Source organism: Flavobacterium sp. KH_035 (assembly GCF_057839565.1).
On the sequence record NZ_CM174492.1, the window covers coordinates 2789673 to 2813586 of the forward strand.

Annotated in this window: 22 protein-coding genes and 1 tRNA gene; 19 read left to right on the forward strand and 4 right to left on the reverse strand. The window is 36.9% G+C overall.

The annotated features are described in order from the left end of the window. Window positions 1-342 precede the first annotated feature (342 nt). Together AC3IS6_RS11375 and AC3IS6_RS11380 are read right to left on the reverse strand one after the other, a co-directional pair. Window positions 343-1332 (reverse strand): hypothetical protein, encoded by a 990-nt coding sequence (locus AC3IS6_RS11375; protein WP_291285273.1) that lies wholly within the window; start codon window positions 1330-1332, stop codon window positions 343-345. Between the two features lie 93 nt (window positions 1333-1425). Further along, complete coding sequence (locus AC3IS6_RS11380) at window positions 1426-1893, reverse strand: DUF1905 domain-containing protein (protein WP_291285272.1); 468 nt, start codon at window positions 1891-1893, stop codon at window positions 1426-1428. 944 nt (window positions 1894-2837) lie between these two features. Here AC3IS6_RS11380 and AC3IS6_RS11385 point away from each other — a divergent pair. The 19 genes from AC3IS6_RS11385 (at window position 2838) to AC3IS6_RS11475 (ending at window position 22175) form a co-directional block, all read left to right on the forward strand. Beyond that, entirely contained in the window at window positions 2838-3317 is a 480-nt protein-coding gene (locus tag AC3IS6_RS11385; protein WP_291285271.1) for a hypothetical protein, read from the forward strand. 137 nt (window positions 3318-3454) lie between these two features. Continuing rightward, a complete protein-coding gene (locus AC3IS6_RS11390; RefSeq protein WP_489159450.1) occupies window positions 3455-3799 on the forward strand; it encodes a DUF4134 domain-containing protein in 345 nt (114 codons plus the stop codon). 11 nt (window positions 3800-3810) lie between these two features. Then, a complete protein-coding gene (locus tag AC3IS6_RS11395; RefSeq protein WP_291285270.1) occupies window positions 3811-4239 on the forward strand; it encodes a DUF1896 family protein in 429 nt (142 codons plus the stop codon). Between the two features lie 36 nt (window positions 4240-4275). Next, window positions 4276-9846 (forward strand): Eco57I restriction-modification methylase domain-containing protein, encoded by a 5571-nt coding sequence (locus tag AC3IS6_RS11400; protein WP_291285269.1) that lies wholly within the window; start codon window positions 4276-4278, stop codon window positions 9844-9846. A 10-nt stretch (window positions 9847-9856) separates the two neighbouring features. After that, the gene (locus tag AC3IS6_RS11405) at window positions 9857-10174 is read left to right on the forward strand and encodes a DUF4133 domain-containing protein (RefSeq protein WP_291285268.1); all 318 of its coding nucleotides are present in this window, start codon (window positions 9857-9859) and stop codon (window positions 10172-10174) included. Window positions 10175-10214: 40 nt separating this feature from the next. Beyond that, window positions 10215-12677 carry a TraG family conjugative transposon ATPase gene (locus AC3IS6_RS11410; RefSeq protein ID WP_291285267.1) on the forward strand — a complete coding sequence of 821 codons (2463 nt, stop codon included), beginning with the start codon at window positions 10215-10217 and terminating at the stop codon, window positions 12675-12677. A gap of 28 nt (window positions 12678-12705) precedes the next feature. Next, the gene (locus AC3IS6_RS11415) at window positions 12706-13392 is read left to right on the forward strand and encodes a conjugal transfer protein TraI (RefSeq protein ID WP_291285266.1); all 687 of its coding nucleotides are present in this window, start codon (window positions 12706-12708) and stop codon (window positions 13390-13392) included. A gap of 15 nt (window positions 13393-13407) precedes the next feature. Further along, window positions 13408-14037 carry a hypothetical protein gene (locus AC3IS6_RS11420; RefSeq protein ID WP_291285265.1) on the forward strand — a complete coding sequence of 210 codons (630 nt, stop codon included), beginning with the start codon at window positions 13408-13410 and terminating at the stop codon, window positions 14035-14037. Continuing rightward, window positions 14034-14669 carry a TerB family tellurite resistance protein gene (locus AC3IS6_RS11425; protein ID WP_291285264.1) on the forward strand — a complete coding sequence of 212 codons (636 nt, stop codon included), beginning with the start codon at window positions 14034-14036 and terminating at the stop codon, window positions 14667-14669. Before AC3IS6_RS11420 ends, AC3IS6_RS11425 begins: the two co-directional genes overlap by 4 nt. An 11-nt stretch (window positions 14670-14680) precedes the next feature. Beyond that, on the forward strand, window positions 14681-15877 hold the full coding sequence (gene traJ / locus AC3IS6_RS11430; protein WP_291285263.1) for a conjugative transposon protein TraJ: 1197 nt from the start codon (window positions 14681-14683) through the stop codon (window positions 15875-15877). A 29-nt stretch (window positions 15878-15906) separates the two neighbouring features. Further along, complete coding sequence (gene traK, locus AC3IS6_RS11435; RefSeq protein WP_291285262.1) at window positions 15907-16515, forward strand: conjugative transposon protein TraK; 609 nt, start codon at window positions 15907-15909, stop codon at window positions 16513-16515. A 14-nt stretch (window positions 16516-16529) separates the two neighbouring features. After that, on the forward strand, window positions 16530-17024 hold the full coding sequence (locus AC3IS6_RS11440) for a hypothetical protein (RefSeq protein ID WP_291285261.1): 495 nt from the start codon (window positions 16530-16532) through the stop codon (window positions 17022-17024). Between the two features lie 4 nt (window positions 17025-17028). After that, the gene (gene traM, locus AC3IS6_RS11445) at window positions 17029-18312 is read left to right on the forward strand and encodes a conjugative transposon protein TraM (protein ID WP_291285260.1); all 1284 of its coding nucleotides are present in this window, start codon (window positions 17029-17031) and stop codon (window positions 18310-18312) included. A gap of 18 nt (window positions 18313-18330) precedes the next feature. Continuing rightward, complete coding sequence (traN, locus tag AC3IS6_RS11450; RefSeq protein WP_291285259.1) at window positions 18331-19176, forward strand: conjugative transposon protein TraN; 846 nt, start codon at window positions 18331-18333, stop codon at window positions 19174-19176. 27 nt (window positions 19177-19203) lie between these two features. Continuing rightward, window positions 19204-20001, forward strand: a complete 798-nt coding sequence (locus AC3IS6_RS11455) for a hypothetical protein (RefSeq protein ID WP_291285258.1) — start codon at window positions 19204-19206, stop codon at window positions 19999-20001. Window positions 20002-20007: 6 nt separating this feature from the next. Next, the gene (locus tag AC3IS6_RS11460) at window positions 20008-21066 is read left to right on the forward strand and encodes a hypothetical protein (protein WP_291285257.1); all 1059 of its coding nucleotides are present in this window, start codon (window positions 20008-20010) and stop codon (window positions 21064-21066) included. A gap of 14 nt (window positions 21067-21080) precedes the next feature. Next, window positions 21081-21365, forward strand: coding sequence for a hypothetical protein (locus tag AC3IS6_RS11465; RefSeq protein WP_291285256.1), 285 nt, complete (start codon window positions 21081-21083; stop codon window positions 21363-21365). 42 nt (window positions 21366-21407) lie between these two features. Continuing rightward, complete coding sequence (locus AC3IS6_RS11470; protein WP_291285255.1) at window positions 21408-21845, forward strand: hypothetical protein; 438 nt, start codon at window positions 21408-21410, stop codon at window positions 21843-21845. Window positions 21846-21884: 39 nt separating this feature from the next. Then, complete coding sequence (locus tag AC3IS6_RS11475; protein WP_065450762.1) at window positions 21885-22175, forward strand: helix-turn-helix domain-containing protein; 291 nt, start codon at window positions 21885-21887, stop codon at window positions 22173-22175. 125 nt (window positions 22176-22300) lie between these two features. On the opposite strand, the gene AC3IS6_RS11480 is transcribed toward AC3IS6_RS11475, so the two are convergent. Together AC3IS6_RS11480 and AC3IS6_RS11485 are read right to left on the reverse strand one after the other, a co-directional pair. Next, a complete protein-coding gene (locus tag AC3IS6_RS11480) occupies window positions 22301-23521 on the reverse strand; it encodes a site-specific integrase (protein WP_291285254.1) in 1221 nt (406 codons plus the stop codon). Between the two features lie 260 nt (window positions 23522-23781). Further along, window positions 23782-23869 (reverse strand) — tRNA-Ser (locus AC3IS6_RS11485). Window positions 23870-23914: the final 45 nt, after the last annotated feature.

The following is a 23914-nucleotide window of genomic DNA, read 5'->3' on the forward strand; positions in this document are numbered from 1 at the left end:
TTTAGTCATCGATTTTTACAGTGTGTTGTCCGTTAAGAGTAAAATATGTTTTCACTTCAGAGGAATGCAGATTAAAATCTCTCTCCATAGTTTCTCTCCTTGAAACATCTGCTACCAGAGCCGACCCATATATACTTTATAGCTAAGATCTGAGTTGAATAATAGCATCTTTTCTGCAATCTTTGTCTCATCACCTAAGTTAGCGTAATCATCGAATTGGTTAATGCGATGACAAAATGGTGAATTCAGCATCGCCAGAAGCTGAAAGCAGAAATGTCTGCCAAGAAATAAATTAGTTTTCAGTAATTGATTTTCTTCCATTAGTGGAAATATTATACCTGACTAGAATTCATACAGAATACTGACGATTTTTTTATCATTTAGTACAAACCTTATCTGCTCATATTTTTGAGTAGGGTTGATATCCTGTTCTTTAGCTGGCGGAAAATATTTTACTCCAATAATCACGTTTGGTAAACTAAAACTCCAAGATGACCGAATTTTAAAATTCTTACCACACAATTGTTGTTCGGATGAGTTCAGATATTCTTTGAATTTTGAAAGGTTTTCGGTTTCAAATACAGTTTTCCAGTTTTTACGAGCTTCAAAAACGATATTTTCGTCAAGATTTTTCAGGACACTACTTTCATCGGAACTGTTGCAGGAGTTTATAAAATCTCTGATGATTTTTCGTGGTTGCTTCTGAATTTCCCTGATTTCTTTCTTTTTATTTTCAAGGTAAGTGCCAAAATCCTGATTCACTACTTTGGACAACTTATAGTATCCTGAATGAAAAGCTTCTAAGGGAGATTTGTATAATCTATCTTTAAAAAATGTTGCTTCATCAGTTTCATTGGTTTTAAAATGATCCAGAAGCAAAAAACCTTTTTCTTCAGTAGCACTGTTAACACCATCTACAATATTTACAAAGTAGTACTGCTCTTTATCTTCAAACAAAACTTTGATTTTAGGGTTGAACTTTTCAGGCTTATTTACCGATGCTTTTACAAGATATTTCGTTTCATCCAAAGGATTTTCAATCCGTCTTCCCCAGCCATCAGTCGATAATTCTGATTGGTATCGGGATATTTGAACCCGTATTTCTTTTCGTCCTTTTTCAAGGTCGGTGGTAAATTCATATCCAGGAAAAGAATTGAGAATGGCCGTGTCTAATTCCCATTCCTCATAATCACTTGTAAAATTTATTTGATAACTAAATTCATATTCCCGAATGTAAACCGGAAATTGGAACTTGTTCCCGACAATTGTTTGCTCTAATAAAGTAAGATCGGATTTTCTGTTTACGGTTATTGAGATTTCTGTTTCAATCATTTTGAAATTTATTGTTACTGACAGTTTTTAAAGTAATGCCATTTTTTTGAGTTATTCTGCTTGAGAGTAGAAAGGAAATCAAGTGAAGTCTGCTTAATCATTGTCGTTAGCTAATTGGTCAATGTATTTCAAAATTATATTTACTTGTTTGTCCTCGGATTTTGTAGAGGATATTTTTTCAATAATTTTGATCCTATCTTCTTTTGGCAATTTATTGAACGGTTTTAGAACACCCGAATTTCTAAAAGTATCTAAAATTTCCTTTTCTGTAATCTGCTCTTTTGAAGTCAACAAGTAAAGTGTGACAGTTACAGTGTCGCCACCACTTTTGTTGATTGCTTTCCTAATTTTGTCATTGATTGAAATTAGCTTGTCTTGTCCCCCGATTGTAAATAAATTAATACTGTCAATTTTATAGTTGTCAATTGTACCAGATACTTTCAATGAACCCCATTTTCCTATGATATGTTTGGTATTAGGTACTTGGATGTGATATGTCCAAGCGCCTTTGCCTTGTTCATATTTCAATTCAAGCTTTTGTTCTTTTACTAAGCACTCCATATTTTACGAATTGTATTTTAGCCTTTCCAGTAACCCCATAATTTAGAAAATATGTATATTTTGTAGAGGAATTAGTCTATTTGTTTTAATGGCAAATTTAATGAATTAGACACTAGAGTTATGGCAAATATTCTATTATAAACCATCATTAATGAAGCGACCTTCTTTGCTTTTCTTTGGTCGCTTGACAGAAGAAAGAAAAGAAGTCCGCAGAATCTATTTTAGGGATGTGTATCCCTAACGAAAACTACACAACCTCTTTGGTAAAATATAAGAGAGGAGTTTACGGATCGGCATATATATTTGGTAAAGTGGTTTTATCGCTTAAATGCAAAAAGACTGTCCCGACATTAGAAGGGTTTTATCTTTTTTTGCCCGACTTTTCGGGTCAGGTGACTGGAAATGGCCTATGAACGGAAATCTTTCTGATTAAGAAAAAATCCTCTCTACTGAGGCATTCCATAGCGTAAAAAGCTCTATAAATGAGCCATTGCAGAATTGATAAACAATTCCTGTTTCTCGAATACTTCGGCAAGGGAGCAACTTGGGTGTCGTCCAATTGCTAGGAGAGCTTCAATAAATCTCCATATTCATCGGTAACAAACGGCAGGCTTGCCGCCGTTTCCTACTTTTTAAAATTAGGTTATTTTATTTCTCAGATAGTTGATGGTATTACTTGTCCTGTCTATTAGCTGTTGACAAAATACAGCTAATATATAGGTTATCCCTGCCGGGCTTTTTTATTTAGTATACATTTTTTTATTTTTTTTCTGCTTGATTTTAGTAGGGGTTCAATGGGGTACAACTGGGGTACAACAAAAAGTTGTACTTGTGGCAGTTTTATCTCTATCGTTTCTTTGCCTTGTAATGATGAAGAACCTGGTTTGGAATTATCCATTTACCGGGATTGTGAGAACTAATGTAGAACGATAAAATGATGAGGTATGTTTACAAACATTTCATGGGGTAATTACATAGTTGTAGTTATTCTGCTATTGGCAAGTTGGTATTTATTTGTTGGGTTTCGATTTTATTTTGATGATCTCAAAGAAGTCATATCAGGAAAGCGGAAACTTCAATTCCGTGGATTTGAAAATCCAAGTTACGAGGATTCTCAATCCGAATTAAATTATCAGGAATCACCTGAAGCAATCTCAGAACAAACTTCCTTCGGAGAGTTTGACACTACCTTTCAGGACGTTGATACTTTGGTGGCACGATTAAAAAGTTTTATCGCAGATGCAGCAAAGAAAAAATTAGTCAAAAAAGAATTTACCTATTATCTGCAGCTTCTCCTAAGAGAATTTCCCTCAGTTAAAAATTCCCCTTTTAATTCTTCGATAAGTGAATTGATAGTCTTAGAATGTGAGAAATTCGAATCAATTACTTTAACCCAGAAGGAAGCAGAAGCCCTTTGGGAATAAACTCTAAACAATATAACGGAGGAATCGCCCCTGTCCATCCCGGCGCAGTATGACAGATGTAACAGGAAAGTGGAACTGCGACAGCGGCTACACCTCCGTTTTTTATCTGAATTTTTAAACTTTAAAAATAATGAGTGATGAAAAAATGGAACTGGAATTTTAAAAAGTTTATTGAGCAAAGAACAAATAGTATCTGTATGCTTCTGGTACAAATCCTTTTTGTGATCAGTTATGAAACCTACGCGCAGGATGGTCTGGCAGGAATCAATGAAGCCAACCAACAAGTACGAAGTTATTTTGATGCAGGAACGGAACTGATGTATGCCGTAGGAGCATTACTAGGACTTATAGGCGCAGTCAAAGTATATCAAAAATGGAATGCGGGAGATCCTGATACCGGAAAAGTGGCTGCAGCCTGGTTTGGAAGCTGTGTTTTTCTGGTAGTAGTGGCCACAGTAATCAAATCCTTCTTTGGGATTTAAAACAAGTCGCTATGGAAGATATACTCAAAGAAAAGTTATGGTTTTACATTATCCATAACAATCCCGATCTGATGTTTACACTTCAGGAAGATTATAGTGTATTGGATTATCTCAACAAAAAAATTAGTAGTGTGAAATCCATATTGGAAGATATGTCGTCAGATGGTACACCCCAATATATCATCGAAGAAATTTGTCTCAATGTACTTACCGAAGATCTAAAACCTTCTCGGTTTTTATATATCCGCTCCCTGCTTTCTGATGAGTTTGAGAAAACCTATACCGCTTTTCAGGAATCGGGTATTCTTACCTATGAGGTAATCAATCTTATGGAAAGCTGCAAGCCCATTTTTGAAACCATTGGTTTTACAAAAGAAAATGAAGAAGACCCTACTTTGAGAAATGCCCTTATTGGTCAGATTGCTGACTATCTGAATTGAGCTATTTATAGCAGTGTAGTATGAAAAGGAGTAATTATGGCTTACAATATATCCAAAAAACTAAGTGCCAACATCAAGGCGATTACCATTGCAATGCAATGGCAGCAAGGTGATGCTTTATCGGAAGAAGCTGTTGCAGCACTTAAGGCATATGCCGGCTTTGGAGGTATCAAGGCTATACTATACCCACATGGTACTACCGAAGACTGGATAAAATCCGGAGCTGTTAAAGAAGACCTGAAGCAGCATGCGGAAATGACACGCCTTCATGAATTACTGCAGGAGCACTATTCTGAAAAGGATTATAATGCGGTTGTTTCTTCACTTCGTAATAGTGTTCTTACTGCTTTTTATACGCCGGAAATTGTACCGAAAACTTTGTATAATGCTTTAAAAGAACAGGGCATTAACCCTAAAAGGTTATATGAACCATCAGCAGGTTCCGGTATTTTTATCACCGAAGCAGAAAACACATTTTCAAATTTGGAACAGATTACTGCTGTGGAAAAAGACCGATTGAGCGGACTGGTACTTTCAGCATTAAACAGTACACTTTCAACCCAAAATACCACTCATGTAATAGGGCTGGAAGAAGCTCCAACAAATGATAACAGCAGTTATGATCTTGTGGTTAGCAATATTCCTTTTGGTAATTTTTCTGTGTATGACGAAACCTATCCCGATAAAACGATTTCAGGAAAAATCCACAATTACTTCTTTGCAAAAGGACTGGACAAACTGGCTGATGGAGGTCTTATGGCATACATAACTACAGACGGTTTTTTAAACAGTCCTTCCAATCAGAGTGTGCGAGAATATCTTTTTCAAAAAGCAGATTTTGTGAGTGTCGCAGTTATGCCTGATAATCTGATGAAGGAAACAGGAAATACCGATGCTCCAAATCATCTGCTTATTGTGCAGAAAAACGAGCATAAACAAAACCTGTCTGATAATGAAAATGAGCTGCTGCAAACTGTTGAACTCGAAAATGAATTTGGAAAATACAGTATTAATAAATATCTGCATAATAAACCCGAGCTCATCATTGGTAATGAAATACAAGCCGGTAAAAACCAATACGGACAGGCGCATCAAAGTGTGAGACTAAACGGTGATATTAATTCTATTGGAAAGAGTCTTGGAGAAAATATTACCAAAGGATTAAAAGAAAACTTTAACCCGGAACACTTTGAGAAGGCTCAAAAAACGGAGATCGTTCAGCCCGCTGAAGCAATTGGGCATACATTCACTTATTTACCCATGCCCGAGAGTAAAGCAAGCGGTATTTCAGTCCAGCTTGGCTTGTTTGATACTGTGCCTGCAGAGAATATCAACCGTGCTATGGATTATATCAACGAGCTTGATGAAACTGTAGTGGATAAAAAAACAGCACGAATACTCAGTACCATACGCACTAATGATAATCCCTCGCATGAAAATGTGGTGCTTATCGCTGCTAAACAAATTAAGACTAATCGATACCTGTATAAATTATATTCGAATGTAAAAGAAATCGATGGCTTTTCAGCCAATTGGATGAATGGCGGATTACTGCCGCATGAGTTATTGGCTTTATCCAATACCCTTCAATACTATAATCACAAGTATATTTATGAAGGAGATAAAACCCTTGAACCTGCTTTTAACCTTGAAAAAAGACTTTATGAAGAAGTTGCTTCATTGAAATCTTTTTATACAGAAGGCACTCTGGTTAGAGTTGGAGAATCCGTTGGAATTATCAGTGATATCAATGAGCAGCACAAACAGGCCTTTTTCCAGCCATTAGCATCACAAGGCAATCTGAAATTCTACGATTCCTATATTGCTATTCGGGATCATTATCTGGAATTGTTTGAGAAAGAGCAATCAGATAAAGCTGGCAGTGAAGAGGTTCGGAAAAATCTAGATGAGCAGTATACCAAATTTGTTTCCCACTATGGTATTTTGAACGGTGCTGAGAATCGCAGGTTAATCATGCAGGATTCCGCTTTCGGTTTCACCATTTTTTCTTCACTCGAACGCAAAGAAGGCGAACGTTATGTGAAGTCGGATATTTTAATAGAATCTGTAGTAAAACAGCAAGAGCGCTATTATACAGATGATCCTGTTGAAGCGCTGGCCCGAAGTCTGAATGAAAAAGGAGCTGTTGACTTAGGATTTATAACTGCTGCAACAGGACTTGAACAAAACGAGGTTATAGAACGTCTGAACCATCATATTTATTTGAATCCTACAGATCAGAATTGGGAAACTTCAGACCTCTATTTAAGCGGCAATGTTGTAGAAAAGTTACAACAGGCTAAACAGGCTGTGCAGCTATACCCTGAAAACACGCAATATTACAAAGGATTGCAGGCATTGGAAAAAGTTCAGCCAGAGCGTATCCCTTTTGAATTACTCGATTTCAATCTGGGCGAGCGATGGATTCCCAACCGATACTATGAAAGTTTTGCCGGAAAATTATTTGACCAGCCAACTGAAATTAATTATTTCCCATCACTGGATACCTTTAAAGTAAGTACAGGTCACAATACCAAAATAGACAGAGAATTTTCGGTGACTCCCAAAAGCGGCAGAACCACTTATGGTTACACGATATTGGAGCATGCGCTCGAAAATACGGCTCCCTTTTTTACCTATGAAGTTGATGGAGCCGGCGGAAAACCCATCCGACTGCCCGATAATGAAGCCATACAGCTTGCTCATCAAAAAATTGAAAACATCCGTAACGGCTTTATTGAGTGGCTGCAGGAATTGCCAATAAATGACAAAAATGAATTGGAAAATCTCTATAACAATACGTTTAATTGTTACGTATTGCGAGAATATAATGGAAGTCATCTGAGCTTTCCGGGTTTGGATAAAAAAGCTCTGGAGATTGAAGACTTGTACAGTTCTCAGAAAAATGCGGCATGGCGTATCATTCAGAACCGTGGCGCTTTAATCGATCATGAGGTTGGGCTTGGAAAAACATTAACCATGATTGTGGCTGCCAATGAAATGAAACGATTAGGAATTATTCATAAGCCTGCAATACTGGCATTGAATGCCAATGTAAATCAAATTGCTGCAACCTATCGAAAGGCTTATCCCAATGCCCGGATTTTAGCACCTGGTGAAAATGATTTTACCCCGGCCAAAAGAATGAGACTCTTCCATGAGATTAAAAATAACAATTGGGACTGTATCATTTTAACCCACGATCAGTTTGGTAAAATTCCGCAGTCATCCGAAATACAAAAAGAGATCTTACAAAATGAGTTGGATAATATAGAACGGGACCTTGATACGGCCAGAGATCTGGGAGGCGATATCTCCAAGAAAATATTAAAAGGTCTTGAAATACGAAAAAATAATCTGGACGGCAGACTAAAAACACTGCTCAAAGATATAGAAGATAAAAAGGACAGCGGCATCAACTTTAAAGAAATGGGGATTGATCATTTGTTTGTAGATGAATCTCACAAATTCAAAAATCTGACTTTCACTACCCGTCATGACCGTGTTGCCGGAATTGGAAATATGCAGGGAAGCCAAAAGGCGCTTAATATGTTATTTGCGGTACGCACGCTTCAGGAAAAATTCGATTCGGATCTGTGTGTGACCTTTCTTTCCGGTACCCCTATATCCAATAGTCTGACAGAAATGTACCTTCTTTTCAAATACCTGCGCCCTAAAGAAATGGAACGCCAGCATATTGAAAACTTTGACGGGTGGGCAGCTGTTTTTGCCAGAAAAACGACTGATTTTGAATTTTCTGTCACCAACGAGATTATTGCCAAAGAGCGTTTTCGCCATTTTATTAAAGTTCCGGAACTGGCACTGTTCTATAATGAGATTACCGATTATAAAACAGCAAAACATATTGATCTGGACAAACCTGAAATTGAAGAGCGACTTATCAATGTCAGCCCGACACCGGAACAAACCGAATTCATTATCCAACTCATGCAGTTTGCCAAAACAGGTAATGCGACACTTATAGGCAGGGCACCTCTTACCTCGCAGGAAGACAAAGGCAGGATGCTTATAGCTACTAATTACGCTAAAAAAATGGCTGCCGATATGAGGCTGATAAATGAAAGATATAGTGATCACCCGAATAATAAGGTTAATACATGCGCCAGAAATGTGGCTGAAATTTATCAGGGTTCCATGGAGCATAAAGGCACTCAGATTGTTTTTTCGGATATCGGGACCCCCAAGCCGGATGACTTTAATATGTACGATGCCCTTAAAGAAAAACTGGTAAGGGATTTTAATATCCCGGATCATGAGATTACCTATATACACGACTGGACCGATAAAAAGAAACCGGAGTTGTTTTCTAAAATGAATACTGGTGAGATACGTATTCTTTTGGGCAGTACAGAAAAAGCAGGCACTGGACTTAATGTGCAAAAACGTGTTGTGGCGATGCATCATATGGATATTCCCTGGAGACCATCTGACCTGGGACAACGCAACGGCCGGGGCAGCAGACAAGGTAATGAAGTCGCCAAACAGCACTATGGGAATAAAGTGAAAAATTTCATCTATGCCACAGAGCAATCCCTGGACAATTACAAATTCAATCTACTCAAGAACAAACAGACTTTTATCAGTCAGATGAAAAATTGTGAACTTAATATGAGGACTATTGATGAGGGAGCCATGGATGAGCAAAGTGGAATGAACTTTTCAGAATATATCGCAGTGCTATCTGGTGATACTTCATTACTGGAAAAATCAAAATTGGAGAAAAAAGTAACGGTAATGGAAAGCCTTAAAAAAGCACATTACAAGGAAATTTCCAGAACTAAATATCAGGTTGAATACCTAATGGAGGAAAAAGGAATCACCACTAAAACACTGGACAAACTAACTGCTGATCACAGTTTTTACAAAAACAATCTGAAGTATGAACCTGATGGTTCCAAAGCAAATCCTATAGAGTTGTATAACTGCAAGACAGCAGATCCAGAAAGTATCGGCAAAGAAATTATCCTGCTCTATAAAAACTGGAAACCTCCAGAAGGAGAAAACCAGGCCAAACAAATTGGGAAGTTATATGATTTTGGGCTCTATATAAAGAGAGAACGTGAAGCCTATCAAAATGATGGTTTGTACCAGTACCGTTACTCCAACAGCTTTTATGCACAACGCTTGGAGGATGGCATTAAATATACTTCCAATGGAGGAACTCCAAATGTGGACAATCCAAAATTGGCAGCCCGCCATTTTCTAAATGCCATTGATAAGGTGGAACATCTCAGGTCTAAATACCAAAAGTCACTGAATGATATTGAAAACCAACTGCCGGAATTACAACAATTAACCACAAGAGTATTTAGTCAGGAAGATGAGCTTCAAAAAATGAAAAGCGACCTCTTTAGTCTGGAAAGGGAAATAGCCCTGAAAATTCAGGAGAACCAATTGAAAGAAGCCAATCCGCAAGAGGCTAGTCTCAGTAATGAAACAAAATTAACGGATACAGCTCCGGTAATTCAACTCCCAATAAAGAGCAGTGAAGAATCACAGCGTTTCAAAGGGGTAGAAAGCAATACTGATAAATGGCAGGAACGCTCTTTTTCAGAAATGAGACGCAGCAGCAGGATGAAATTTTAAATTAAATACCATGTCAAACAGTGTGTATCAAATCAACAAAGGAATTAATCAAAGCATAGAGTTTAAGGGTTTAAAAGCACAATATATCTGGTATTTGGGTGGTGGCGTAATTGTCCTTATGATACTGTTTGCCATTATGTACATAGCCGGATTACCCTCTTTAATCTGTATCGGAATTATTGGTATTTCAGGAACATTGTGGGTTTTGAAAATATATAAAATGAGCCATCAATACGGTGAATATGGAATGATGAAAGCATTGGCGAAGCGACAGATTCCAAAAGCTGTGAAATCGCAAAGCAGAAAAATATTTATGATGAAGAAATAGAATTTGCTCAGCATTAGCTGAGCGGTAAAAAAAGAGGATGATGGAAAAGATGATAGATGATATTTTACCAATTATGGATGTAGAGCATGATTGCATCCTGTCCAAACAAGGAGATGTGACAGTAGTGTTTAGAGCAGAACTGCCCGAGATATTTACCTTGTCGGATCAGGAATACGAAGCATTTCATCAGGCGTGGCTCAAAGCCATAAAGTTATTGCCGAAATTTAGTGTATTCCATAAACAGGACTGGTTTATAGACAGCAAGTTTGAGCCCGATTTCACAAGTGAAGATTCGAGTTTTCTTACCCGAAGCAGTGAGCGCTTTTTTAATGAACGTCCCTTTCTGGATCATTCCTGTTACATTTTCCTGACCAAAAAACCGGCAGGCAGAAAAACGTCAAGTTCCCTATTTTCAAATTTACTTAGAGCTTCTATTGTTCCTGAAGAAACATTAAAAGCACAGCTGCGCCAAGAATTTATTGATAGTACCGGACAATTCAGACGCATACTGGAAGACAGTGGTTTTGTGAAATTGACCCGCCTTGGTAATAATGAACTTAACAGCCACAGCAGAAAGATTGGTATCATTGAACAATATTGCTTTTTGTCTGAAAAACAAAACTCATTTGTTTTTAAAGATATTGCTTTTGATGATGGTCTTCAGGTAGGTGACAAGCATTGCCAGATTTATACGTTAGGAGATGCAGCTGATCTGCCTGCCTTATGCGGTTCGAGAATTAACTACGACCGGTATTCTACTGATAAGACCAAATTCAGTATCGGATTTGCTTCGACTCTGGGGCAATTACTTTCCTGTAACCACATTTATAATCAATACATTTTTATAGAAGATTTTCAAAAAACACTGCAAAAACTCGAAAGTAAAAGACTGCGACTGCAATCCTTATCAGCCTACAGCAGGGAGAACCTGATTGCACGTGATGCCACTAATGATTTTCTTAACGAGGCTATCAGCCAGCAGCGACTGCCTGTCAAAGCACATTTTAATGTACTGATCTGGACGGACAACAAAGAAGAGCTCAAAGACCTGAAGAACAAAGTTTCTTCCGCACTGGCTCAGATGGATGCAGCAGCCAAACAGGAAACGGTGGGAGCCGCACAAATATTTTGGGCAGGAATTCCCGGGAATTCCGCAGATTTCCCAATGAACGACACTTTCGATACGTTTACAGAACAAGCGACATGCTTCCTGAATCTGGAAACAGGCTATCGTTCTTCCCTTAGCCCAACTGGAATTCGATTAGGAGACCGTTTGACAGGAAAACCGGTTCATGTAGATATTAGCGACGAGCCTGTTAAAATGGGGGTTTGTACCAATCGTAACAAATTTATATTGGGACCTTCAGGAAGCGGTAAATCATTTTTCACCAATCATATGGTTAGAAGTTACTATGAGCAGGGAACTCATGTTGTACTTGTTGATGTCGGGCACAGCTACAAAGGATTGTGTGATATGGTAAAGGGCTATTACTTTACCTATGATGAAAAGAACCCAATCCGGTTTAATCCCTTTTATATCAGTGAAGGCGATTCGCTTGATACCGAAAAAAAAGAAAGTATTAAAACATTGTTATTAGCACTCTGGAAAAAAGACAATGAAACATTCAATCGAAGTGAATATGTTGCATTGTCCAATGCACTGCAATTGTATTATGAAAAGTTAGATAGCAATTCTGATTTGTTTCCCTGCTTTGACAGCTTTTATGAATTTCTAAAAAATGAGTTTGTATCCATATTAGAGGGTGACAAGGTAAAGGAAAAGGATTTTGATGTAAACAATTTTCTGTACGTACTGCGTCCTTACTACAAGGGAGGAGAATTTGATTACCTGCTCAACGCTACGGAGAATTTGGATCTGTTGAAAGAACGTTTTATTGTTTTTGAACTCGATAATATCAAAGACCATCCGATACTCTTTCCCGTGGTGACCATCATTATCATGGAAGTCTTTATCAGTAAAATGCGCAAGCTTAAAGGAGTCCGTAAAATGATCCTGATTGAAGAAGCCTGGAAAGCTATAGCCAAGGAAGGAATGGCAGAATATATTCGGTATTTATTCAAGACTGTTCGTAAATTCTTTGGGGAAGCCATTGTAGTGACTCAGGAAGTAGAAGATATTATATCCTCTCCGGTCGTTAAACAGGCTATTATCAATAACAGTGACTGCAAAATACTACTGGACCAGAGTAAGTATCAAAATAAGTTCGAACAGATTCAGGAACTGCTTGGGCTTACCGAAAAAGAAAAGGCACTCGTACTATCGGTAAACAAAGCCAATGATCCTGATAAGAAATACAAAGAAGTGTTTATCTCCCTTGGAGGTATGCAGTCTAAAGTATACCGCACAGAGGTCTCCCTTGAGGAGTATTATGCCTACACAACTGAAGAAACTGAAAAAGTAAAAGTACAGGCGTATGCTAAGAAATTTGATGGAGACATCAGAAAAGGCATTGCGGCACTTGCTAATGACTTAAGAGCATAAAAAATATAAAAACTAAACAACAATACTTATGAAAACAAAAAAGAAAATCATGATTTGCCTGTTGTGCTTTTTACTGATCAGCACTCCGGCAAGACCGGCAACGGTTGCAGCAATACCGATTTTAGAAATTGTAAAAGCGGTTGCCAAAAAGGTAATTAAGGCTATTGATTTAAGAATCCAAAAACTGCAGAACAAAACGATCTGGCTTCAGAATGCGCAGAAAAAAATAGAAAATATACTCTCCAAACTAAAGCTGGATGAGATTTCCGATTGGACCCAGAAACAAAAAGAACTCTACAAGAATTATTATGAAGAACTGGCAAAAGTCAAGTCTATCATTACCTATTACCAGCGTATCAAAGATATCAGTGAAAAGCAGGTTCGTTTGGTAGATGAATATGAAAGAGCCTGGAACCTGTTTCAAAAAGATGCTCATTTTAAGGCCAGTGAACTCGATTATATGCAAAGTGTGTACTCGGGAATATTAAATGAAAGCCTGAAAAACATCGATCAGATTTTCCTTGTATTGGATTCTTTTACCACACAGATGAGTGATGCCAAAAGACTGGAGATTATAAATGCTGCTGCAGATCAGATTGATGCTAATTATGATGACCTGACACTCTTCAACAGACAGAATATACTACTGAGTCTTCAAAGAGCCAAAACAGAGCATGATGTCAAATCCGTTAAACAATTTTACGGAATTCCGTAAACAAAAAATAAAATCATGAAAAAAATATTTTTACTCGTGCTTTTTACTGCACTGACCACAGGGAATCTTCAGGCACAGGCAAAACAGCAAAGGATGCTTTTAGAGCAAATAGCAGCCCTGCAAGTCTATATCGGATATGCACAAAAAGGTTATTCCGCAGTCAAAAAAGGACTGAATACCATAGGAGATTTCAAACGTGGAGAATTTAATCTTCATACCGCTTACCTGAATTCCCTTAAGACAGTCAACCCCAAAATAAAAAAGTATGCAAGGGTAACGGAAATTATAGAGCTCCAGACAAAAATCATGAAAAGCTACAAGACATTACATCAGCAAATCCGGCAGGATGATTTGTTTCATGGAGATGAAGTCGATTATATCAAAAGGGTCTTTGAAAGGTTAATCAAAAATTGTGATACCAATCTGGATGAGCTTCTAACAATCGTTACGGACGGAAAGTTAGAAATGAAAGATGATGAACGAATGAAACGCATTGATATGATTTACCAGAATATGCTGGATAACTACGCTTTTTCTGAGAGCTTCAGTAATGAAACTAAAATACTGGCTGTATCAAAAGCAGCCGAATTTAAAGAAGCAAAAAACAGCCGTGTCGTAAACGGCATTAATACTGATTTGCCATGAAAAAATTACTGATTACAGGAATTGTATTTATCGGGTTGCTATTTCCATCGCAGATAACCGCTCAAAAACAGGAAATCCAGCAATTGATTTTGAACATAGAGAAGTTAGCCCAGTTCAAACAGATTTTAAAGGATATGAAAAAGGGCTATGAAATACTAAGTGGAGGTTATAATACGGTAAAAGATTTGTCTGAAGGAAATTTCAGCCTTCATGAAACATTTCTTGACGCGCTGATGCAGGTTAGTCCCACAGTTAAGAATTACAGGCGTATAGGTGATATTGTGAATTATCAGGTGCTGCTGGTAAAAGAATATAAGTCCGCTTTTAGCCGCTTTAGGGACAGTAAAAATTTCAATGCTGAAGAAATTGCCTATTTCGAAAGGGTATACAATAATCTTTTTAAGCAAAGTCTTAGAAATCTTGATGAACTCACATCGGTGATTACCGCTAATAAAATGCGAATGTCTGATGATGAAAGGCTAGCTGCTATTGACAAAATATATGCAGATATGCAGGACAAACTTTTGTTCCTGAGAAACTTCAACAATAATACTGCTGTACTGGCTTTACAGCGTGCAAAAGAGCGCAATGATACCCGCGCAATGCGCAGTATTTATAAGCTAAATAATTAAATCTAACGGTTATGATAAAGATAAGTAAGCCATTACTACTTGCTCTTTTTGCAATGATAATGCCATTTACCATTCACGCACAAGGAATTGCTGAAGACATGAACGGCCTGCATAGTGTACTGGAAAAATTGTATGATGAAATGATGCCTTTATGCAGTAACCTGATTGGCGTGGGACAGGGACTTGCCGGTTTTGCAGCTATTTGGTATATCGCCTCAAGAGTCTGGCGACATATAGCCAGTGCTGAACCCATAGATTTTTACCCGCTCTTTCGTCCCTTTGTTATCGGATTTTGCATTATGATTTTTCCCTCTGTCCTCTATATGATAAATGGTGTCATGAAACCTACCGTTACAGCAACTTCTGCAATGGTAGAAGGATCCAACAAAGCGATTGAAAGACTGCTTAAAGATAAAGAAGAAGCACTCAAAGAAACAGATCCCTGGAAAATGTATGTGGGTTCTACTGGAAGCGGCGACCAGGATAAATGGTACCGCTATACCCATGATGATGCAGATCCAAGTGGGCAGGGAATGCTCGATGGTATTGGAAATGATATCAAATTTGCCATGAGCAAGGCCTCTTATAATTTCCGAAATTCAGTAAAGGAGTGGATGAGCGAGGTACTGCGCGTATTATTTGAAGCTGCTTCCCTGTGCATCGATACGCTGCGGACTTTTCAATTGGTGGTACTTTCTATTTTAGGTCCAATCGTTTTTGGCATTTCGGTCTTCGATGGTTTTCAACACACCCTTACCGTCTGGCTGGCACGTTACATCAATATCTATCTGTGGCTTCCTGTGGCTAACATATTTGGAAGCATCATTGGAAAAATTCAGGAGAATATGCTAAAGATTGATATTGCGCAAGCTGGAGAATATGGAGAGACTTTCTTTAGCAGGACTGATGTTGCCTATTTGGTCTTTATGATTATTGGAATTATAGGTTATTTCACTGTCCCTTCTGTTGCCAATTACATTGTTCATGCCGGAGGTGGCGGTGCACTGGGACAAAAAGTGACCAGTATGTTTAGTAATTCTACAACTTCCATTGTCAATACTACATCTCAAGGGACAACAATGGTAGCGGATGCTATGGGGAATGCTGCCGGTCGTATGTATCAAAGCATGTCAGATTCCGGAAATTCTGCGCCTTACTTCAAGGACAAGGATAATTATATGGCTGAAAAATTAAAAGGTAAATCTTAACCCTAAATTCAAAGTTTATGTTTAGCAAAATGAAAAATATTGACACTGCTTTTCGGCATGTCCGCGGTTTTACGCTGCTTGTCATTACAGGGTGTATCCTTATTAGCTGTTTTTCGCTTTATAAGAGTTTCACACTGGTATCACAAATGCAAAATAAGGTTTATATACTAGCTAATGGAAAGGCGCTGGAAGCCTATGCTTCGGACCGAAAAGACAATATACCTGTAGAGGCAAGGGATCATGTAAAAACGTTTCATAAGCTGTTTTTTACACTTGACCCGGATGATAAAGTCATTAAAAGCAATGTAACAAAGGCTCTTTATCTGGCGGATGACAGTGCTAAACGGGTCTATGACGATTTAATGGAAAACGGTTATTACTCCGGTATCATATCGGGGAATGTCAGCCAGACGATACAGATTGACAGTGTGACTATTGACCTTAACAACTATCCGTATGGATTCCGATGTTATGCTACTCAAAATATCATTCGTACCACCAGTATTGCACATCGAAACCTTATAACAGAAGGCAACCTTCGAAATGTATCGAGAAGTGACAACAACCCTCATGGCTTTTTAATCGAGCGTTGGAATACTATTGAGAATCGGGACATAAGTACTGAAAATAGAAAATAATAAAGCTGTACATCATGAAACTCTTTTTTAAACGAAATAGTAAAAAAAGCGATGTTCTTGCAACTGCTAAAAATAATCTATGGCAAAAGTTTGACCAGGCTAATCTGCGATTGCAGTATAAATGCGCCAATTGGCTGGAGCGCAAAACAGCTCATTTTACACGTCTTAACTGGATTGTGATTCTGTTGTGTTTTACAGTATTTACAACCGGCTGCAGTATATACCTGATTGTTAATAGTTTTTCAAGTAATAAAAATAGAAATATAACAGTAACCCCGATTACCAAACCAACTAATCTGGTACCCACAAAAGAAAAGCCTCTTGAACTCAATACAATTATTAGCGAAACTGAATTTGAAAAAATTACAAGTTTTCGGAGGTATATGGATAGTCTGGGACGCAGTCCGACAGGAAAAAAAACGCATGACAGCATTGTATTAAATCGTCCCGGACTTCTGGACAGTTTAACAATAATAGAAAATTATTATTACTCACATCTTAAAAATTAATATCATGGAACAAAACACAAAATCATTAAAGGCCTTAAAGCATCGTAAGATGCTCTTGGTACTGCCAATATTGGCGTTGCCATTTCTAACAGCCCTATTTTGGGCATTGGGTGGCGGAAAAATGGATGCTGCCAACTCAGCAGCACCACAGCAAAAAGGTTTTAATCTAAAACTTCCCAATGCGAACCTGAAAGAAGGACTTCCGCTCGATAAAATGAATTACTATGATCTGGCTGCACTTGATTCAGCAAAGCTTGATGAACTTATTAAAAAAGATCCCAACTATTTGAGCCAGTCTTTTCAGATTGATTCAACCGAAGACAGCAGTGCTGTTACTCAGAGAAAAGAGCGACATGGTTTAAATAAATCTGTTTATCGCGATCCAAACGAAGAAAAAGTACATCAAAAATTGGAAGCATTGCAAAAAGCAATCAATACACCAGTAGCAGTTCCGGAGCAAAATAAAGATTATGTAAAAATTGCAAAATCGAATGAAACCTCGCTGCATTCCAATGATGTGGACAGGCTCGAACAAATGATGCAATCCATGAATGAAGAGCAGGAAAGTCAGGATCCAGAACTACAACAGCTCGGTGGAATGCTCGAGAGTATTTTGGATATCCAACATCCAAACAGGGTACAGGAAAAATTAAAAAAAGCGTCCGAGGCTCAGCGTGGACAAGTCTTTACTATTTCCACCAAGGAGTATGAAGATCCTGTTTCTTCTTTACAAAACAAAACATTGAACAGTTCTGAGTACAAACAGAATGGTTTTTACTCTTTAGATGAATTTGAAGATAATGATTTAGAGCAGAATGCTGTAGAAGCCATTATTCATGAAACACAAACAATTGTAAATGGCTCCACAGTTAAGTTTCGACTCATGAATGACATATTTATAAACGGTATTAAAATTCCAAAAGACAATTTTTTGTTTGGAGCAGCTTCCTTAAAAGGAGAACGATTAACTATCAACATTACTAGTGTCAGATACAACAACTCCCTATTCCCAGTGGACTTGTCGGTTTACGATATGGATGGACTTGTTGGTATCTATATTCCGGGAGCTATCAATCGTGATGTCGCCAAAGCCTCGGCTGATCGCTCCATGCAAACTTTAGGAGTTGCATCATTGGATGATTCCTGGGGAGCTCAGGCAGCGGGAGCAGGAATTGAAGCGGCAAAAAGTCTGTTAAGTAAAAAAGTAAAACTGGTTAAAGTAGTTGTAAAAGCAGGTTATAAGGTGCTCTTGCATGATGAAAAACAGAAACAAAAAGATTCCAATTAAAAACTAAAAAAGATACAGATGAAAAATTTTAAACTATTGATGATGGGCTATGTATTATTTATGACCATCGGTGTATTGGCACAGCAAACAGGTAAAAACCATTTATCCAAAACAGAATCGGACTCCTTAATGATAGCCTATTCAAAAACGACCAACCTTGTATTTCCTTTTGCCATAAAAAGTGTCGACAAAGGAAGTCCCGACATATTGGTACAAAAAGCAAAAGGTCTTGAAAACATCCTTCAGGTTAAGGCAGCTCAAAAGGGATTTTTTCAGACCAATCTTACGGTCGTGACTGCAGATGGTAAACTCTATTCTTTCGTGCTGGATTATAATGAAGATTTCCCGCAGCTGAATCTTACGCTGAATAAAACTAAGCCAGATGGACAGGAAATTTATTTTTCAGATGAAATTATTAATGATCAGGATATTGAGGAATATTCAAAGTTAGCGCTATACGACAAAAAAAAGTTGCGAGGTCAAAAGGAAAGTAGATACGATATTGATTTTAGGCTCAACGGAATTTTTATTCGTGACGAAGTAATGTATTACAGGGTAAAGATAACCAACAATTCTAAAATCAATTATGAGATAGACCAGCTTCGTTTTTTTATTCGCGACACTAAAAAAATAAAACGTACTGCTTCACAGGAAATCGAAATTAAACCAATTTATATCCTGAATGATATTGATAAAATTCAAGCTGAAGCAGAAAACATCTTTGTATTTGCACTGCCAAAATTTACAATTCCGGAAAAAAAATATTTAACCATTCAGCTAATGGAGAAAAATGGCGGCAGACATTTAGAAGAACATGTCAAGAATACAAAACTGGTACAGGTGACTGTACTTCCCAAACTATAAACTATTTAATAATTAAAAATTGAAATCATGAACGAGAAAAATTTTGAATACTTAAGAGATCAGATTAAGTATACGGGATTCGGTGAAATGCTTGAATCTGAATTAAAAGAAAAAATGCAGAAAGAAGAACCTAATTTCACTTTGACACATAATACGCAATATGGTAATGATACTGCTGCAGCTACATTAAATTTCAATAAGTCAAAAGAAAGCGATATGTATTTCTTTAATTCTTATAAAGTGGAATTGCAAAAAGAGAATTCCAAAGAAAATTTGGAGCAAACCTTTTATATCAATAAAGGCAGCAACATCACCATGAAAGAAGCTTACAATCTTATGGAAGGCAGATCAGTAAACAAAGATCTTACCAACAAGGAGGGAGAAATTTACAACGTTTGGCTTCAAATCGATTTTAAACAGTCCGAATCTAATGGAAACTTTAAGCTAAACCATTACCATCAGAATTACGGCTATGATTTAGAAGCAACACTCTCCAAACATCCGATTAAAGAACTGGAAACCCCAAAATATAAAGAAGACTTGATAAATTCTTTGAAAAAGGGAAACCTGCAATCCGCTACTTTCCAAAAAGAAGGAAATGAGATTAAGCAGTATATTGAAGCCAGCCCACAATTCAAGACAATTAATGTATATGACAGCAATTTGCAGCGCATTGATAATCGTAAGTCTAAAGAAGAAAAGCAATCCGAAAGCCAGCAAACTTCTGAAAAACAAGGCAGTAAAAAGCAAAACCAAACTACTGATGATGATGGACCAGAAGTGCCAAAGGAAGCTAAGAAGAAAAAGAAAAGTCAATCCATGTAATCAATAATGATGAACGAACAACTTCCCGTAAACAGAGTAGAGATGGAATTGAACCAGTGGCGCTCCAGGGAAGAGCGTTTTAGTAAACTGTTTAATTTTAATCTTTCCAATAATAGGTCACTGATCAAAGAAAAGCTGCATCATTACGAGCGAATTGGAACAAAGTATAAGGGCAGCAAAAATATTGAGGAACGTTTTGCTTTGCAGATGCTCAAGCAGGAAAAGGACAAGATTCTAAAACAGCTTTATCCTAATTTATTGGTAAGACTCATTCGTAAACTAGTTGTCGCACCGCTTATAGATCAAATTGCAGTGCGTAAGGATGTAAAAGAAGAGCAGAAGAATAACCAAGCGCTGTGCAATCAAGTGCAGCGTATTGGTTTTATAGATTTATCAAATCAAATTGATCAGCAAATCAAACAAGGTCACCAGCAATTTACTATTCCGGTTTCCTATTACGTCAACGAAAAAGAACGACTGGATCATGAGTTGTCCTTTGTTAAAGACCAAAGCGGACAGTATCAATTTGAGGGTTATAAAGCTAGTTTGCATAATGAGTTAAAACCTGAAGAAAACAGGAATCAGTACTTCAAAGTTGAGCAAGAAAATTCTGTTGACACAACACAGGCTTATAATTTATTGGCAGGGCGAGCGGTTCAAAAGGAAAAAACTTGGATACAACTAGATCTTAACGACAAAGATGCTAGTGGCAATCATAGAATCAAAGAATTTCATTCCGGGTATGGTTACGATCTTGAAAAAGCCGTACAACAACTTCCTTTAAAGGAATTATCAAATAAAACTCAAGCAGATAAATTAAAGGATGCTTTAAAACAAGGAAACAGGCTGCCTGTAACCTTGATTAAAAATGGAAATGAACATCGGTTTTATATTGAAGCCAATCCTCAATTTAAATCGATAAATATTTATGACGAGCACTCAAGAAAAATTACGCTATCAACGGCATTGGGGAATAAAACAATGGAAACAGTAAAACAGCAGCAAAAGACAAATGAGAGTCAACAGGTGAACCATTCCACAAGAAATGGTATGCGTGTAAGCTGATAATCTAGGAAATAATGAAAACATTAAAACCTTTATCTGATTTCTTTAAGGCAATAGAAAAAGATTACCGTATTAGTATCACTCATATTGGTATATATGCGGCATTGCTTCAATTTAGGACGCAAAAGGGTTTTGTTAATCCTATTGAGGTCTATAGGTATGAAATCATGAAGTTAGCGAAGATAACCGGGCCTGTAACATACCATAAATGCATGCGTGAACTAAATGAGTATGGTTATATAAGTTATCTTCCAAAACGCAATAGAAACCAAAGGAGTACGATTTATTTCAATTCTTAGTGACATTGATATAGAAGTAAAATTGCAAAAAAAGTTTATGTTATGAAGAAGTTTGCTTTTGAAGAACTTCCCGATGCGGTTTCAAAATTGTATGGGAGGATGCAAGAAATAGAAAGGTTTTTAGAAAAAAATAAACCTAACCTTAGTAAAAGGAATTCGTCACTTAATGCCTTAGCACAAGAGAAGTGCAGTTCTAATTTCAACAAGAGCGATTTGGCACAACTTTTTTATATTCTTATGGATGAGAAAATTTTATTTTTTGATGACCTTAATCAGAAGTGTAATAGAAGCAAAATTCAGCTTTTTATAGAAAATAATTTTACATATATAGGAGATTCAGGGCTTCAAACAAACATAGATACTATAAGTAAACAGTTTTCTGAGTCAAAAGGATTTACCTATAAAGACAAGCAAATAAGATTTCTTGAGACTATTATTGTTATACTTGAAAAACGGAGAGAAAAATTAATTTGCTGGTAATCTGTATCACTTAAAATGCAATACTAAAAATTAACTATTATGTCTAAAGAAGATAACAAAACTAAAATGTCCTATATAGTAGCAATCAAACAATTGCTAGATCCTTTATATGCCAGACTAGAAAAAATCGATTCAAAAATAAAAGGAAACAATACAAAAGACAGTTTACGATATTATAGAAATGAAGATTTAAAGAAAATATTCGGACTCTCAAATAATACAATTATAAAATACCGTCAAACGGGTATACTTCCTTATACTAAATTAGGTGATATTTACTTGTATGAATCAAGCAAAATAGAAAAAATACTTAGCGAAAACGAACCGTGATTATTATTGATTGTACTTCTACAAGTAAGATAAGATTCTATTTCAATACAAAGGCAAAAGGATTCAATTGTGAATTCTTTTGCCTTTGTAATAGTAGTCTAGTCAGTGTTTAACTGGCTAATTGTTCAGGTGTACTTTTGTTTTAATTTTGACATATCTTCCATGATATTCATATCCAGTACCTTAGCATAATGCTGGGTCTGTTTAATATTAGTATGTCCCATCATTGCTGAAACATTCTCTATTCTTATTCCATTACCTAAAGTCACGGTTGTTGCAAACGTATGTCTCGCTACATACCAAGTGAGGTGTTTATCGATACCGCACAAATCAGCAATTTCCTTTAGATAAGCATTCATTTTTTGATTAGATAAATTTGGGATCAGTCCAATTTGCATGTTTCTGTATTTATTAATAATCGCCAAGGTGGGAGGAAGGATAGGGACATTTGCCCTAATTGCTGTTTTTGCCCTATTGGTCATAATCCAAAGGTTATCATTTCCATCCGAAGATATGTTATTGGATGTAAGGTTAGCGGCATCTACAGGTGCATATCCCGTATAACAGCTAAACAGAAAAACATCTTTAACCTTTTCTAGGCGTTTAACTGAAAACTTCTTGTTTTCAATTAAGTTTAATTCTTCCTGAGTAAGAAATACAGCATCTGTGACATGCAGTTTACCATCATAAACATTAAAAGGGTCTTTGTCTATTATACCCATTCTGATGCTGTATTTACATGCTGTTTTGTACATACGCATGTATTTGACTACCGAGTTATTTTGAATGCCTGTTTTGCCTTTAAAGCTGCTGTCATATTTAAGAAATGCCTCAAGATTGTAAACATAGGCACTGTTCACTTCTGGCAAAGAAATATCTTGTATTCCATACTGTTTTGTCATAAATGTGACAAGCAAATCTTTTGCACGTTCATATTTCTGGTAGGAAGCCTTTGATCGCTCTCCGGCATCAACCTTTCTTTTAAAGAACTCATTATGCCTGTTCATAATTTCGATTATGCTTACACAATCTTCTTTTACTGCTGTTTCTCCTTTAAATTCATCTTTGAGTAATTGCAATGAAAAATCCTGATCAATTTTAAGAAGTTCATTGAACTTCTTCTCCATACCAAGAAGAAAAAGATCCAGGGCATTCTTAATAACCTTTTCTTTTTCAAGTTTTAGAACACTTCTTAGGTTGTCAGTAAATTGCCATCTTTCTTTTAAGATCGATTTACCCGCCGCCATCGTTATGGATTGCTTCTTGTACGAAATGCGGGCATAAATTGGAGATTCTCCATTTTTGTTGAATTTACCTGCTTTGAGATAAAAAATTACTTTTAACATAACTCACAATTTTAAATTAATAATCAAATTGATTTAAAATAGCTGAAAGTTTGTAGTGTTTTCAGGGAATTCCCGGGCAATTCACTTTTTTTAGTGACCCTTTTTTTGCTTTTTTTTGCAAAAAAAAATAGGGGTCACTCATAGGGTCACTGTACTTAGATAATATATGTGTTTTTTGACAAGTGACAAAAAACGAAAAAGCCTTTAAATACTTGTATTTAAAGGCTTTTGACTTTTAAAGTTTCTTTTGAAACTTCTACTGGCGGAGAAAGAGGGATTCGAACCCCCGGACCTGTTACAGTCAACAGTTTTCAAGACTGCCGCATTCGACCGCTCTGCCATTTCTCCAGTATGTCGCAGATCATTTGCTGATTGCGAGTGCAAATATAAGAT

Coding starts and splice junctions, on each gene's coding strand:
- AC3IS6_RS11480 (WP_291285254.1), bottom strand. CDS start 23,521: ATGTTAAAAGTAATTTTTTATCTCAAAGCAGGTAAATTCAACAAAAAT.
- AC3IS6_RS11410 (WP_291285267.1), top strand. CDS start 10,215: ATGGAAAAGATGATAGATGATATTTTACCAATTATGGATGTAGAGCAT.
- traK (WP_291285262.1), top strand. CDS start 15,907: ATGAAAAATATTGACACTGCTTTTCGGCATGTCCGCGGTTTTACGCTG.
- AC3IS6_RS11400 (WP_291285269.1), top strand. CDS start 4,276: ATGGCTTACAATATATCCAAAAAACTAAGTGCCAACATCAAGGCGATT.
- AC3IS6_RS11425 (WP_291285264.1), top strand. CDS start 14,034: ATGAAAAAATTACTGATTACAGGAATTGTATTTATCGGGTTGCTATTT.
- AC3IS6_RS11465 (WP_291285256.1), top strand. CDS start 21,081: ATGAAAACATTAAAACCTTTATCTGATTTCTTTAAGGCAATAGAAAAA.
- traN (WP_291285259.1), top strand. CDS start 18,331: ATGAAAAATTTTAAACTATTGATGATGGGCTATGTATTATTTATGACC.
- AC3IS6_RS11405 (WP_291285268.1), top strand. CDS start 9,857: ATGTCAAACAGTGTGTATCAAATCAACAAAGGAATTAATCAAAGCATA.
- AC3IS6_RS11390 (WP_489159450.1), top strand. CDS start 3,455: ATGAAAAAATGGAACTGGAATTTTAAAAAGTTTATTGAGCAAAGAACA.
- AC3IS6_RS11415 (WP_291285266.1), top strand. CDS start 12,706: ATGAAAACAAAAAAGAAAATCATGATTTGCCTGTTGTGCTTTTTACTG.
- AC3IS6_RS11470 (WP_291285255.1), top strand. CDS start 21,408: ATGAAGAAGTTTGCTTTTGAAGAACTTCCCGATGCGGTTTCAAAATTG.
- AC3IS6_RS11420 (WP_291285265.1), top strand. CDS start 13,408: ATGAAAAAAATATTTTTACTCGTGCTTTTTACTGCACTGACCACAGGG.
- AC3IS6_RS11385 (WP_291285271.1), top strand. CDS start 2,838: ATGTTTACAAACATTTCATGGGGTAATTACATAGTTGTAGTTATTCTG.
- AC3IS6_RS11475 (WP_065450762.1), top strand. CDS start 21,885: ATGTCTAAAGAAGATAACAAAACTAAAATGTCCTATATAGTAGCAATC.
- traM (WP_291285260.1), top strand. CDS start 17,029: ATGGAACAAAACACAAAATCATTAAAGGCCTTAAAGCATCGTAAGATG.
- AC3IS6_RS11395 (WP_291285270.1), top strand. CDS start 3,811: ATGGAAGATATACTCAAAGAAAAGTTATGGTTTTACATTATCCATAAC.
- AC3IS6_RS11375 (WP_291285273.1), bottom strand. CDS start 1,332: ATGATTGAAACAGAAATCTCAATAACCGTAAACAGAAAATCCGATCTT.
- traJ (WP_291285263.1), top strand. CDS start 14,681: ATGATAAAGATAAGTAAGCCATTACTACTTGCTCTTTTTGCAATGATA.
- AC3IS6_RS11440 (WP_291285261.1), top strand. CDS start 16,530: ATGAAACTCTTTTTTAAACGAAATAGTAAAAAAAGCGATGTTCTTGCA.
- AC3IS6_RS11455 (WP_291285258.1), top strand. CDS start 19,204: ATGAACGAGAAAAATTTTGAATACTTAAGAGATCAGATTAAGTATACG.
- AC3IS6_RS11460 (WP_291285257.1), top strand. CDS start 20,008: ATGATGAACGAACAACTTCCCGTAAACAGAGTAGAGATGGAATTGAAC.
- AC3IS6_RS11380 (WP_291285272.1), bottom strand. CDS start 1,893: ATGGAGTGCTTAGTAAAAGAACAAAAGCTTGAATTGAAATATGAACAA.